The sequence below is a fragment of the Streptomyces sp. NPDC023541 genome (genome assembly GCF_055559995.1).
The window spans coordinates 357,352-370,239 of the sequence record NZ_JBVHJO010000005.1 but is presented as its reverse complement, the minus strand read 5'-3'; the positions used below and the strand labels follow the sequence as shown (position 1 = coordinate 370,239).

General features: G+C 68.5%; 17 protein-coding genes. All 17 read left to right on the top strand.

Annotation, left to right across the window (positions count from 1 at the left end; translation table 11 throughout):
- Positions 1-22: 22 nt before the first annotated feature.
- A complete protein-coding gene (locus tag ACZ3X1_RS15280; RefSeq protein ID WP_467279967.1) occupies positions 23-1,831 on the top strand; it encodes a chromate transporter in 1,809 nt (602 codons plus the stop codon).
- 138 nt (positions 1,832-1,969) lie between these two features.
- Positions 1,970-4,573, top strand: coding sequence for a peptidoglycan recognition protein family protein (locus ACZ3X1_RS15275; protein ID WP_467279966.1), 2,604 nt, complete (start codon positions 1,970-1,972; stop codon positions 4,571-4,573).
- Between the two features lie 93 nt (positions 4,574-4,666).
- Complete coding sequence (locus ACZ3X1_RS15270; protein WP_467279965.1) at positions 4,667-5,788, top strand: hypothetical protein; 1,122 nt, start codon at positions 4,667-4,669, stop codon at positions 5,786-5,788.
- Positions 5,789-6,263: 475 nt separating this feature from the next.
- Positions 6,264-6,572 (top strand): 30S ribosomal protein S10, encoded by a 309-nt coding sequence (gene rpsJ / locus ACZ3X1_RS15265; RefSeq protein ID WP_003948644.1) that lies wholly within the window; start codon positions 6,264-6,266, stop codon positions 6,570-6,572.
- Positions 6,573-6,586: 14 nt separating this feature from the next.
- On the top strand, positions 6,587-7,231 hold the full coding sequence (rplC, locus tag ACZ3X1_RS15260; protein ID WP_356811232.1) for a 50S ribosomal protein L3: 645 nt from the start codon (positions 6,587-6,589) through the stop codon (positions 7,229-7,231).
- A 5-nt stretch (positions 7,232-7,236) separates the two neighbouring features.
- Positions 7,237-7,887, top strand: coding sequence for a 50S ribosomal protein L4 (gene rplD / locus ACZ3X1_RS15255; protein ID WP_030026322.1), 651 nt, complete (start codon positions 7,237-7,239; stop codon positions 7,885-7,887).
- On the top strand, positions 7,887-8,210 hold the full coding sequence (gene rplW / locus ACZ3X1_RS15250) for a 50S ribosomal protein L23 (protein ID WP_007265901.1): 324 nt from the start codon (positions 7,887-7,889) through the stop codon (positions 8,208-8,210). The genes rplD and rplW overlap by 1 nt, the downstream gene beginning before the upstream one ends.
- Positions 8,211-8,249: 39 nt before the next feature.
- Positions 8,250-9,086, top strand: a complete 837-nt coding sequence (rplB, locus tag ACZ3X1_RS15245) for a 50S ribosomal protein L2 (RefSeq protein ID WP_030388860.1) — start codon at positions 8,250-8,252, stop codon at positions 9,084-9,086.
- A 12-nt stretch (positions 9,087-9,098) separates the two neighbouring features.
- Positions 9,099-9,380 carry a 30S ribosomal protein S19 gene (rpsS, locus tag ACZ3X1_RS15240; RefSeq protein WP_007265903.1) on the top strand — a complete coding sequence of 94 codons (282 nt, stop codon included), beginning with the start codon at positions 9,099-9,101 and terminating at the stop codon, positions 9,378-9,380.
- Between the two features lie 43 nt (positions 9,381-9,423).
- The gene (gene rplV / locus ACZ3X1_RS15235) at positions 9,424-9,771 is read left to right on the top strand and encodes a 50S ribosomal protein L22 (RefSeq protein ID WP_007265904.1); all 348 of its coding nucleotides are present in this window, start codon (positions 9,424-9,426) and stop codon (positions 9,769-9,771) included.
- The gene (gene rpsC, locus ACZ3X1_RS15230; RefSeq protein ID WP_356811231.1) at positions 9,771-10,613 is read left to right on the top strand and encodes a 30S ribosomal protein S3; all 843 of its coding nucleotides are present in this window, start codon (positions 9,771-9,773) and stop codon (positions 10,611-10,613) included. The genes rplV and rpsC overlap by 1 nt, the downstream gene beginning before the upstream one ends.
- Before the next feature lie 5 nt (positions 10,614-10,618).
- Complete coding sequence (rplP, locus tag ACZ3X1_RS15225; protein WP_030026326.1) at positions 10,619-11,038, top strand: 50S ribosomal protein L16; 420 nt, start codon at positions 10,619-10,621, stop codon at positions 11,036-11,038.
- The gene (gene rpmC / locus ACZ3X1_RS15220) at positions 11,038-11,262 is read left to right on the top strand and encodes a 50S ribosomal protein L29 (RefSeq protein ID WP_008739703.1); all 225 of its coding nucleotides are present in this window, start codon (positions 11,038-11,040) and stop codon (positions 11,260-11,262) included. The genes rplP and rpmC overlap by 1 nt, the downstream gene beginning before the upstream one ends.
- The gene (rpsQ, locus tag ACZ3X1_RS15215; RefSeq protein WP_030008467.1) at positions 11,262-11,543 is read left to right on the top strand and encodes a 30S ribosomal protein S17; all 282 of its coding nucleotides are present in this window, start codon (positions 11,262-11,264) and stop codon (positions 11,541-11,543) included. The genes rpmC and rpsQ overlap by 1 nt, the downstream gene beginning before the upstream one ends.
- Before the next feature lie 108 nt (positions 11,544-11,651).
- Positions 11,652-12,020, top strand: coding sequence for a 50S ribosomal protein L14 (gene rplN / locus ACZ3X1_RS15210; RefSeq protein WP_003956455.1), 369 nt, complete (start codon positions 11,652-11,654; stop codon positions 12,018-12,020).
- 2 nt (positions 12,021-12,022) lie between these two features.
- Positions 12,023-12,334 (top strand): 50S ribosomal protein L24, encoded by a 312-nt coding sequence (gene rplX / locus ACZ3X1_RS15205; protein ID WP_150258782.1) that lies wholly within the window; start codon positions 12,023-12,025, stop codon positions 12,332-12,334.
- Entirely contained in the window at positions 12,334-12,885 is a 552-nt protein-coding gene (rplE, locus tag ACZ3X1_RS15200; protein WP_030154702.1) for a 50S ribosomal protein L5, read from the top strand. Before rplX ends, rplE begins: the two co-directional genes overlap by 1 nt.
- The last annotated feature ends 3 nt before the right edge of the window (positions 12,886-12,888 follow it).

The following is a 12,888-nucleotide window of genomic DNA, read 5'->3' as shown; positions in this document are numbered from 1 at the left end:
GCCCACCACGAAACGGACCGAGATGACACACCTGGCCCCCGAGGCGGTCGGCGAGGCCGGCACCCCGGCCCAGCGCCCCTCCGAACCGGCACGGGGCAAGAGCAGCCCGACCCCCTCCGGGATCCGGGTGTGGATGTCCCGGCGGTGGGTGCAGATCCTGGCCGAGGTCGTCGTCAGCGTGGTGGCGGCCCTCGGATTCACGCTGCTGAGCCGGCACGTCAGCGTCAACCCGATGAACCGCCTCGGCCAGGTCAGCGGACTCGCCAAGCTCCAGCTGTACGTGGCCGTCCTCGGGCTCCCGCTGCTCGGACTGCTGCTCTACACGGCTCACCGGGGCTCCGTCCGGCGCCACGAGCTGGTCAAGCGGCTGGTCTGCGCCGCCCTGGCAGGGCTGGTCACCGGCGTGGTGGCGGGCGGCATCGTCGTCGCGCTGCGCGGCACCCCGCACCCGCTCGGCGGCCAGGAGGGCGACCCGAGCGTCCTGGTGGAGATGGCCAACTCGTTCCTGTCGGGCGAGGGCATGTCCGGCATCTACCCGCCCGCGTTCCCGGCGCTGATCGCCCTGTGGGCCAAGGTCCGCTACGACGGCCTCGGCACCTCCGGCTTCGCCCTGCACGACCTGCAGATCGTCTTCAGCGCCCTCGTCGGCCCGATGGCGTACCTGGCGTGGCGGCTGCTGCTCCGTCCCTTCTGGGCGCTGCTGATCGCCGTCCCGTCGGCCGTGCTCTTCCTCGACCCGGTCCGCCCGTACAGCCACGTCGTGATGATCGTGCTGCTGCCGCTCCTCGGGTACTGCTTCCGCGAGCTGCGCCGGTCCGCCGGCCGCACCGCGAAGGCCCTGGTGCTGCGCGGGGCCGGCCTCGGCGCGATCTTCGGCGGGCTCTTCCTCTGGTACTCGGGCTGGTTCGTCTGGGCCGCGCCCGGCGCCGCCGTCCTCTTCCTCTTCCTCTTCCCGTGGCGGGCCGGCGGCCCCGCGCTGAAGCGGGCGGCGCTGTACGCCGGGTCCGTCCTGGCCACGGCCGGGATCATCGGCGCCCCGCTGCTCTACCAGATGGTGCGCCTGGGCTCGCAGACCCCGGACCGGTACGCCTACCTCGGCGTGTACGCCGACCCGGGGTACGTCCTCGGCTGGATCTCCGACCGTACGGGCTACATCAAGTACAACCAGTGGCCCGTCTCCGGCGAGATGGCCGGCCAGACCGGGTTCGCGCTGCTGCTGATCCTCGGTGTGGGCCTCGGGGTCGGCCTCGGCCTGCGCAACGTCATGGTCCGCACCGCCGCGGCGGTGCTCGCCGGCGCCTGGCTGGCCCGGTTCTGGTTCGCCTCGCACATGGCGCACGACAAGGCGGTCCAGCTCTTCCCGCGGACCACCTGGATCATCATGTACTCGCTGATGATCCTGGCCGTCCTCGGCGTGATGGCGGCGGTCCAGCGGGGCTCCGGCTGGACCGAGCGGACCCTGCGGCCGCCCTCCGCCGCCCCGTCCGCGCGCGTCGTTCCCCGCCGGACGATCCGTCAGCTCTCGGCCGGCATGGTGTGCGCGGTCGCCCTGTTCGCCACCATGGGCGCCTCCTGGTCGGCCAACCGCTACATGCCCACGCACGAGGACACCGACCTCATGGGCCTCGACGCCTGGCGCGCGCACGACATCAAGCTGCCCAACGGCAAGTGCCCGCGTTACGCGCCGAACAAGGACTGCGAGGACCTCCGGGTCAAGCTGTGGAAGCAGTTCGAGGACGACGGCGAGATCTGGTGCGCCAACATCGTGGCCAAGGACTGGCCCGCGATCTGTGGCCGGAAGGCGCCGTTCAAGGACAAGTCGGTGGAATAGCACCCCCGTGCGGTCCGGCTGCGACGCGCATCACGTTCGCAGCCCCCGTCCCGCCCTGATGGGCCGTCGCCGCGGCCAGTAGGATCCCGTCGGCCAGTGGTGTCACCTGGCCGGATCTGCATAGGGGTTGGGGACAACTTGAAGATAGGTCGTGCGCGCGGGACGGCTCTGGCCGCCGCGCTCGGCGTCGTGGCGGTCCTGGGCATCCAGGGCGTCGCAAGCGGCACGGGCGGTTCCGACGAGGGCGAGGTGTCGCCCTACAGCGCCCGTGCCCGCGAGAAGGGCCCGGTCGCGGGGGAGCTGCACAAGCTCGCCCTCAAGCCCAAGGGCAGGGGCGAGGCTGTCCTCTCCCAGCAGGACACCGAGCCGTTCGGGCTCCTCGGCGTCTCCTGGACCGACCCCGAGGCCGAGGTGAAGGGCAGGATCGAGGCCCGCACCCGGGACGCCGACAGCGGCAAGTGGTCGAAGTGGGTCGTGCTGGAGCAGGCCGAGTCCGGCCTCGACGGCAAGCGCCCGGGCCTGCGCGGCGCCACCGAGCCGGTCTGGGTCGGCCCGTCCGACGGCGCCGAGGTACGGGTGACCGGGGGCGGCACGCTCCCCGCCGGCATGGAGCTGAACCTGGTGGACCCGGGCGCCGGCGCCGCGAAGGCGAAGAAGAAGGGCGACCTGAGCCTCGGGCCGGCCGCCTTCTCCCTCCCCGCGGTGGACCCCGCGCCGACGACGCCGGGGCCGGAATCGACCGCCCCGCGGCCGGACGTGGTCTCGCGCGTGCAGTGGGGCGCCGACGAGTCCCTGAACAACGAGGGCCCGATCTACCTGCCCGGCGGGAAGATCAAGGCGGTCTTCGTCCACCACACCGCGTCCACCGCCCCGTACGAGTGCTCCGAGTCCGCCGCCATCGTCCGCAGCCTGCACGTCTACCACGTGCAGGGCAACGGCTGGCGCGACCTCGGCTACAACTTCCTCGTCGACAAGTGCGGAACGGTCTTCGAGGGCCGGCAGGGCGGTGTGGACCAGCCCGTCCAGGGCGCGCACACCTACGGCTGGAACGCCGAGTCGACGGGCGTCTCCGTCCTCGGCGACTACACCACCGCCGGGGCCTCGACCGCCGCGCTGGGCGCCATCTCCAAGGTCGCGGCGTACAAGCTGGGCCAGTACGACGGAGACATGAACGGCACCGCGACACTGACCGCGGGCGCCACCCAGGCGAACTACTTCGGCAAGAGCTACACCGCCGGCCAGCAGTACGAGTTCAAGTCGCTCTCGGGCCACCGGGACGGCTTCAACACCCAGTGCCCGGGCAACTCGCTCTACCCGCAGCTGGACGCGCTCCGGCAGACGGGCCCCGCGGCCCAGCTGAAGATCGCCTCGGTGAACGGGGCCACGGCCGCGCCGGGCGCCACCCTCCCGAGCGGCGCAGCCCTGACGGTCGACTGGACCACCAGCACGGCCACCGGCCGGCTGTCCAAGTTCGAGCTGCTCGTGGACGGCGAGGCCACCGCGGTCACCGACGGCGCGGCCCGCAAGGCGACCGCCGTCGTGACCGACGGCACGCACGAGGTCCGGGTCCGGGCGACCGCATCGAACGGCAAGGTCTCCACGAGCCTCGCGGTGACCGTCCAGGCCGAGGTCAAGGGCGCCAGGTTCGTCCCCCTCGCCCCCAAGCGCCTGATGGACACCCGTGAGGGCCTCGGTGTCCGCAGGGGCCCCGTCGGCAGCGGCGAAGTGGTCACCCTGCCGGTGGCCGCCGCCACCGGTGGCACGCCCACCGCGGTGGTCCTGAACGTGACGGCGACGAACCCGACGCAGCCGAGCTTCGTGTCGGTGTTCCCGAGCGGCACGACCCGCTCCAGCGCGTCGAACCTGAACTTCACCCCGGGCAGGACGATCCCCAACCTGGTGGTTGTGCCGGTCGTCAACGGGAGCGTCAGCTTCTTCAACAACCAGGGCACCGTCGACCTGATCGCCGACATCACCGGCTACTTCACCTCGACCGCCGACGGCGCCACCCAGACCAACTTCGGTCCGAAGCGCCTGATGGACACCCGTGAGGGCCTCGGCGTCCCGAAGGGCCCGGTCGGCAGCGGCGGCGTGGTCACCCTGCCCGTGGCGGGCGTCGACGGCGTCCCGGCCACCGGCGTCAAGGCCGTGGTGCTGAACGTGACGGCGACCAACCCGACGCAGCCGAGCTTCGTGTCGGTGTACCCGAGCGGCACGACCCGCTCCAGCGCGTCGAACCTGAACTTCACCCCGGGACAGACGATCCCCAACCTGGTGGTCGTACCCGTCGTGGACGGCAAGGTCAGCTTCTACAACAACCAGGGCACCGTCGACCTGATCGCGGACATCACCGGCTACTTCTCCGACAGCGACGCGGGCGCCACGCACGCGAACTTCGGTCCGAAGCGCTTGATGGACACCCGTACGGGCACGGGCGTGCGCCAGGGCCCGGTCACCGGCGGAAGCGTCGTCACGCTGCCCGTGGCGGGCGTCGGGGGAGTCCCGGCCACCGGCGTCAAGGCCGTGGTGCTGAACGTGACCGCGACCAACCCGACCGAGGCCAGCTTCGTGTCGGTCTTCCCGAGCGGCACGACCCGTACGAGCGCGTCGAACCTGAACTTCACCGCGGGCCTCACGATCCCCAACCTGGTGGTCGTGCCCGTCGTGGACGGCAAGGTCAGCTTCTACAACAACTCGGGTTCCGTGGACCTCATCGCGGACATCACGGGCTACTTCCGCTGACGGAAGAAACGTCTTTGCGCAGGTGAGGGGCTCCGCACCATCCGGTGCGGAGCCCCTCGCACATGTCGGGCGGGGAACGGACGAGGACAGGGCATGGGCAAGAAGGACGACAACACGCCGGGCGTCTCCGACGAGGAGTGGGCCCGTTTCATGGAGCAGGCCGCCCAGGGGGCCGGGGACGCGCCGAAGGAGCCCTCCGCACGGGCGCGCATGGTGACCGAGCGGCTGCGCGCCACCCGGGGCCAGGAGCCGCCGGGGTGGCGCACCGGCCCCGCCTGGCGCGAACGCCGCCGGCCGGGCCGGCTCAAGGCCGCCGCCGCCGTCGTGGCCATCGCCGGACTCGCGCTGATCGCAGTACGGCCCGAGCTGGTGATCGACCGCCTCACGGGCAGGGCCGAGGCCCGCGACGACGCCCGCAAGGCGGGCCCGCTGGCCGCCGAGACCGAGCGCCCGAGCGCCCCGCCGCCGTCGGTGGACCCCGACCGGCCGACCCTGCAGGAGCCCTTCCGCGGCTCTCCGGCCCTGCAGTGGGCGGACGGCGCCGCCGGCATCGAGCTCCCGGAGGCCACCGCCGTCAACGGGGTGTCCAAGGAGAAGATCGCGGAGACGCTCCGGAACGCCAGGGCGTTCCTGATCGCGGCCAACCTGGACCCGGCGGTCCTGAGGGGGGAGCGCCCCGAGGCCGCACTGGCGCTGCTGGACCCCGAGAGCACCGAGACCTCGGAGCACCTGGAGAAGTCACTGGCCCAGCCGGGCAAGGACCAGGACCCGATGAACCTCTTCACCCGGTACGACCCGGCCGAGGTCAAGCCCGTCGGCGAGGTGGTCAAGGTCCGCGGCCGGATGTGGGTGGAAGCCGGGAAGGAGAAGGGCCGGGCCGACGTCCGGCTCGACTACTCCTTCGTCTACCCGCTGGTGAAGGCGGCCCCGGGCGCGGACCAGGTCGAGCGGACCATCGTGCGCCGAGAAATCACCTTCACGGTCGCGGACCCGCGCACATGGCGGGTCACCGCCGGCCGGCTCCTGCTCTCCGACTACCGCGTCGACCTCGCCAACAGCGCCTGCGAGGTCCACGACGGCTACATCCACCCGGGCTTCGACGCGGAGCCCGCGGCCGGACCCACGCCCTCCGGGCCGCCCAAGGACCCGTACGACCGGAGCAAGGGCATCGAGGCGGGCGCGCCGGACGGCTGCGGGACGGTCTCGCGGACCTGACACGACCGAGGGAGAGGCCCCGCCGGGCGACGGGCGCGGCGCAGTTTGACCACTCAGCGTGGCGGGGTATTGTCTTCCGCCCGATTGGCCAGGTACGTGTCCCGTATGGCAGACTACTCAAGTTGCTCGGCTGAGTGCCGATGCTGCGCGCCTCCCGCCGGGAGGACCGGAAGCGAGTCCCACAGTACTCGTCGTCCTTAATCTGCCTCTCGGGGCAGCAATGGGGGCGGACGTACGGGAATCTTCTGGGAAGTGACAGCACGGTGCCCACCAGGCACTCGGTGGGTGTTTCTCCCCCGAATCGCGGTCATGGGACCGCACCCCCTTGGACGAGGGAATTTCCGTATGGGAATTTTCTGTAGAGGGAGTGCGACACGCCCGACCGCGTGGGTCGGAGGAGAGGCCGCGGGACCACGTCCCGCAGCCGACCGGGAGCCAGAGCGTTTCCACACAGAGACAGGACTACGGAGTAGCCATGGCGGGACAGAAGATCCGCATCCGGCTCAAGGCCTACGACCACGAGGTCATCGACTCCTCGGCGAAGAAGATCGTCGAGACGGTGACGCGCACTGGTGCGTCGGTCGCGGGCCCGGTGCCGCTGCCCACTGAGAAGAACGTGTACTGCGTCATCAAGTCGCCGCACAAGTACAAGGACTCGCGCGAGCACTTCGAGATGCGCACGCACAAGCGCCTGATCGACATCCTCGACCCGACGCCCAAGACCGTTGACTCGCTGATGCGCCTGGACCTTCCGGCCGGCGTTGACATCGAGATCAAGCTCTGAGAGGCGTCGAGAAGATGGCAAAGCAGATCAAGGGCGTCCTGGGCGAGAAGCTCGGCATGACCCAGGTCTGGGACGAGAACAACCGTGTCGTCCCGGTGACCGTCGTCAAGGCCGGGCCCTGCGTCGTTACCCAGGTCCGTACGAACGACATCGACGGCTACGAGTCGGTCCAGATCGCCTTCGGCGAGATCGACCCGCGCAAGGTGAACAAGCCCCTCAAGGGCCACTTCGCCAAGGCCGACGTGACCCCCCGCCGCCACCTGGTGGAGCTCCGCACCTCCGACGCCGCCGAGTACACGCTCGGCCAGGAGATCACTGCTGAGGTGTTCGAGTCCGGCGTCAAGGTTGACGTCACGGGCAACAGCAAGGGCAAGGGCTTCGCCGGTGTCATGAAGCGGCACAACTTCCGGGGCCTCGGCGCCGGTCACGGTGTGCAGCGCAAGCACCGCTCCCCCGGTTCGATCGGTGGCTGCGCCACCCCTGGGCGTGTCTTCAAGGGCATGCGCATGGCCGGTCGCATGGGTAACGAGCGCGTCACCACCCAGAACCTGACCATCCACGCGGTAGACGCGGAGAAGGGTCTGCTCCTCATCAAGGGCGCAGTCCCCGGTCCGAACGGCGGCCTCGTCCTGGTCCGTACCGCGGCCAAGGGGGCTTGAGGTTAATGAGCACCATTGACATCCTTTCGCCGGCAGGCGACAAGGCCGGTACCGTCGAGCTCCCCGCGGAGATCTTCGACGCGAAGACCAGCGTTCCGCTGATCCACCAGGTCGTCGTCGCCCAGCTGGCCGCTGCCCGTCAGGGCACGCACAAGACCAAGACCCGTGGCGAAGTCCGTGGTGGTGGCAAGAAGCCTTACCGCCAGAAGGGCACCGGCCGCGCCCGTCAGGGTTCGACCCGCGCTCCGCAGTTCGCCGGCGGTGGCGTCGTCCACGGCCCGCAGCCGCGTGACTACTCGCAGCGGACCCCCAAGAAGATGAAGGTCGCCGCCCTCCGCGGTGCCCTCTCGGACCGTGCGCGTCACTCCCGCATCCACGTCGTCACCGGCGTGGTCGAGGGTGCCGCCTCCACGAAGGCCGCCAAGACGCTGTTCGGCAAGATCTCGGAGCGCAAGAACCTGCTCCTGGTCGTCGAGCGTGCCGACGAGGCCGCGTGGCTGTCCGCCCGCAACCTGCCCCAGGTTCACATCCTGGAGCCGGGCCAGCTGAACACGTACGACGTGATCGTCTCTGACGACGTGGTCTTCACCCAGGCCGCGCTCGAGTCCTTCGTGTCTGGCCCCAAGGCCGACGAGACCGAAGGGAGCGACGCCTGATGTCTGAGGCGACCGTTACCAGCAAGACCTTCACCGACCCGCGCGACCTGCTGATCAAGCCGGTTGTCTCGGAGAAGAGCTACGCGCTGCTGGACGAGAACAAGTACACGTTCATCGTCGCGCCCGGCGCCAACAAGACCCAGATCAAGCAGGCCGTCGAGGCGGTCTTCTCGGTCAAGGTCACCGGGGTCAACACGATCAACCGTCAGGGTAAGCGCAAGCGCACCAAGACCGGTTTCGGCAAGCGTGCCAACACCAAGCGCGCCATCGTGACCCTTGCCGAGGGCAACCGTATCGACATCTTCGGCGGCCAGGCCTCCTAACGGAGGTCTAGTCGTCCGGAATCGGACGAGGACTGAGAAATGGGTATCCGCAAGTACAAGCCGACGACCCCGGGCCGTCGTGGCTCCAGCGTCGCCGACTTTGTCGAGATCACGCGGTCCACGCCGGAGAAGTCGCTGGTTCGCCCTCTGCACAGCAAGGGCGGCCGTAACAACACCGGCCGGATCACCGTTCGCCACCAGGGTGGCGGACACAAGCGCGCCTACCGCGTGATCGACTTCCGTCGTCACGACAAGGACGGCGTGCCGGCCAAGGTCGCGCACATCGAGTACGACCCCAACCGCACCGCGCGCATCGCGCTGCTGCACTACGCCGACGGCGAGAAGCGCTACATCATCGCGCCGCGCGGTCTGCAGCAGGGTGACCGGATCGAGAACGGCCCGACGGCCGACATCAAGCCCGGCAACAACCTGGCGCTCCGCAACATCCCGGTCGGTACCACGATCCACGCGATCGAGCTCCGTCCCGGTGGCGGCGCGAAGTTCGCCCGCTCCGCTGGTGCCTCCGTGCAGCTGCTCGCGAAGGAGGGCGTCATGGCCCACCTCCGCATGCCGTCCGGCGAGATCCGTCTCGTCGACGCGCGCTGCCGCGCCACGGTCGGCGAGGTCGGCAACGCCGAGCAGTCGAACATCAACTGGGGCAAGGCCGGCCGCATGCGCTGGAAGGGCGTTCGCCCGTCCGTCCGCGGTGTCGCGATGAACCCGGTTGACCACCCGCACGGTGGTGGTGAGGGCAAGACCAGTGGTGGTCGCCACCCGGTCTCCCCGTGGGGTCAGAAGGAGGGTCGTACTCGCTCGCCGAAGAAGGCTTCGAGCAAGTACATCGTCCGCCGCCGCAAGACGAACAAGAAGCGCTAGGAGCGGGTTTAGATGCCGCGCAGTCTCAAGAAGGGACCCTTCGTCGACGACCACCTCGTAAAGAAGGTGGACGCTCAGAACGAAGCTGGTACCAAGAACGTCATCAAGACCTGGTCCCGTCGCTCGATGATCATCCCCAGCATGCTGGGTCACACCATCGCGGTGCACAACGGCAAGACCCACGTCCCGGTGTTCGTCACCGAGTCGATGGTCGGCCACAAGCTCGGCGAGTTCTCGCCGACTCGCACCTTCCGCGGCCACGTCAAGGACGACCGGAAGTCGAAGCGCCGCTAAAGGCGGGGTGGTTACGACTATGACTTACACCGAAGGGACAACCATGGAAGCCAGGGCCCAGGCGCGGTACATCCGCGTCACGCCCATGAAGGCCCGCCGCGTGGTGGACCTTATCCGTGGCATGGATGCCACGGAGGCTCAGGCGGTCCTGCGTTTCGCCCCGCAGGCCGCGAGCGTGCCGGTCGGCAAGGTGCTGGACAGCGCCATTGCCAACGCCGCACACAACTACAACCACCCGGACGCCTCCACGCTGGTCATCAGCGAGGCGTACGTGGACGAGGGCCCGACCCTGAAGCGGTTCCGTCCGCGTGCGCAGGGCCGTGCCTACCGGATCCGCAAGCGGACCAGCCACATCACCGTGGTCGTCAGCAGCAAGGAAGGTTCCCGGTAATGGGCCAGAAGGTAAACCCGCACGGGTTCCGGCTCGGCATCACCACCGACTTCAAGTCGCGTTGGTACGCCGACAAGCTGTACAAGGACTACGTCAAGGAAGACGTCGCCATCCGTCGGATGATGACGTCCGGCATGGAGCGCGCCGGCATCTCGAAGGTTGAGATCGAGCGCACCCGTGACCGCGTGCGTGTGGACATCCACACCGCTCGTCCGGGCATCGTCATCGGCCGCCGTGGCGCCGAGGCCGACCGCATCCGCGGTGACCTCGAAAAGCTCACGGGCAAGCAGGTCCAGCTGAACATCCTCGAGGTCAAGAACCCCGAGCTCGACGCTCAGCTCGTTGCCCAGGCCGTTGCCGAGCAGCTCTCCTCCCGCGTCTCCTTCCGTCGCGCCATGCGTAAGAGCATGCAGGGCACGATGAAGGCCGGCGCCAAGGGCATCAAGATCCAGTGTGGCGGTCGCCTCGGCGGCGCCGAGATGTCCCGCTCCGAGTTCTACCGCGAGGGTCGTGTGCCGCTGCACACGCTGCGCGCGAACGTGGACTACGGCTTCTTCGAGGCCAAGACCACCTTCGGCCGTATCGGTGTGAAGGTCTGGATCTACAAGGGCGACGTCAAGAACATCGCCGAGGTTCGCGCCGAGAACGCTGCGGCCCGTGCGGGTAACCGCCCGGCCCGTGGCGCGGGTGGCGCTGGCGACCGTCCCGCCGGCCGTGGTGGCCGTGGTGGCGAGCGCGGCGGCCGTGGTGGCCGCAAGCCGCAGCAGGCTGCTGGTGCCGAGGCCCCCAAGGCCGACGCTCCCGCCGCCGCTCCGGCTGAGAGCACCGGAACGGAGGCCTGACCAACATGCTGATCCCTCGTAGGGTCAAGCACCGTAAGCAGCACCACCCGAAGCGCCGCGGTATGGCCAAGGGCGGTACTGAGGTCTCGTTCGGCGAGTACGGCATCCAGGCGCTCACCCCCGCCTACGTGACGAACCGCCAGATCGAGGCGGCTCGTATCGCGATGACCCGCCACATCAAGCGTGGTGGCAAGGTCTGGATCAACATCTACCCGGACCGCCCGCTCACGAAGAAGCCTGCCGAAACCCGCATGGGTTCCGGTAAGGGTTCTCCCGAGTGGTGGATCGCCAACGTGCACCCGGGTCGGGTCATGTTCGAGCTGTCCTACCCGAACGAGAAGATTGCTCGTGAGGCGCTCACCCGCGCTGCTCACAAGCTTCCGATGAAGTGCCGGATTGTTCGGCGCGAGGCAGGTGAGTCGTGATGGCGACGGGAACCAAGGCGTCCGAGCTGCGTGAGCTCGGCAACGAGGAGCTCGTTGGCAAGCTGCGCGAGGCCAAGGAGGAGCTGTTCAAGCTCCGCTTCCAGGCGGCCACGGGTCAGCTGGAGAACAACGGCCGGCTCAAGTCCGTCCGTAAGGACATCGCTCGCATCTACACCCTGATGCACGAGCGTGAGCTCGGTATCGAGACGGTGGAGAGCGCCTGATGAGCGAGAACAACGTGACTGAGAAGACCGAGCGCGGTTTCCGCAAGACCCGTGAGGGTCTGGTCGTCAGCGACAAGATGGACAAGACCGTCGTCGTCGCCGTCGAGGACCGCGTCAAGCACGCCCTGTACGGCAAGGTCATCCGCCGTACGAACAAGCTCAAGGCTCACGACGAGCAGAACGCTGCCGGTGTCGGCGACCGCGTCCTCATCATGGAGACGCGTCCGCTGTCGGCGAGCAAGCGCTGGCGCATCGTCGAGATCCTCGAGAAGGCCAAGTAATTACTTGAGGGGTTTCCCTCAGGTTCGTTCCGCCAGGCTCGGTGGGGGCCGCCGCTCTTCGGAGTGTGAGGCCCCCGCCGGGAACCGGCAGACAATCAGGAGATAGACGTGATCCAGCAGGAGTCGCGACTGCGTGTCGCCGACAACACTGGTGCCAAGGAAATCCTTTGCATCCGTGTTCTCGGTGGCTCCGGTCGCCGCTACGCGGGCATCGGTGACGTCATCGTCGCCACCGTCAAGGACGCGATCCCCGGTGGCAACGTGAAGAAGGGTGACGTCGTCAAGGCGGTCATCGTTCGCACCGTCAAGGAGCGCCGCCGCCAGGACGGCTCGTACATCCGCTTCGACGAGAACGCCGCCGTCATTCTGAAGAACGACGGCGACCCTCGCGGCACCCGTATCTTCGGCCCCGTCGGCCGTGAGCTGCGCGAGAAGAAGTTCATGAAGATCATCTCGCTCGCGCCGGAGGTGCTGTAAGCATGAAGATCAAGAAGGGCGACCTGGTCCAGGTCATCACCGGTAAGGACAAGGGCAAGCAGGGCAAGGTCATCGTTGCCTTCCCCGCTGAGAACCGTGTCCTCGTCGAGGGTGTCAACCGGGTCAAGAAGCACACCAAGGCCGCGCAGAACCAGGCCGGTGGCATTGTGATCACCGAGGCCCCGGTCCACGTGAGCAACGTTCAGCTGGTTGTGGAGAAGGACGGCAAGAAGGTCGTCACCCGCGTCGGCTACCGCTTCGACGACGAGGGCAACAAGATCCGCGTTGCCAAGCGGACGGGTGAGGACATCTGATGGCTACCACTCCGCGTCTCAAGACGAAGTACCGCGAGGACATCGCGGGCAAGCTGCGTGAGGAGTTCTCCTACGAGAACGTCATGCAGATCCCCGGTCTCGTCAAGATCGTCGTGAACATGGGTGTCGGCGACGCCGCCCGTGACTCGAAGCTGATCGACGGCGCCATCCGCGACCTGACGACGATCACCGGTCAGAAGCCGGCCGTCACGAAGGCCCGCAAGTCCATCGCGCAGTTCAAGCTGCGCGAGGGTCAGCCGATCGGCTGCCACGTCACCCTCCGTGGTGACCGCATGTGGGAGTTCCTGGACCGTACGCTGTCGCTCGCGCTGCCGCGTATCCGTGACTTCCGCGGTCTGTCGCCGAAGCAGTTCGACGGCCGTGGCAACTACACCTTCGGTCTCACGGAGCAGGTCATGTTCCACGAGATCGACCAGGACAAGATCGACCGTACCCGGGGTATGGACATCACCGTGGTCACCACGGCGACCAACGACGCTGAGGGCCGCGCGCTCCTTCGTCACCTCGGCTTCCCCTTCAAGGAGGCGTAAGCG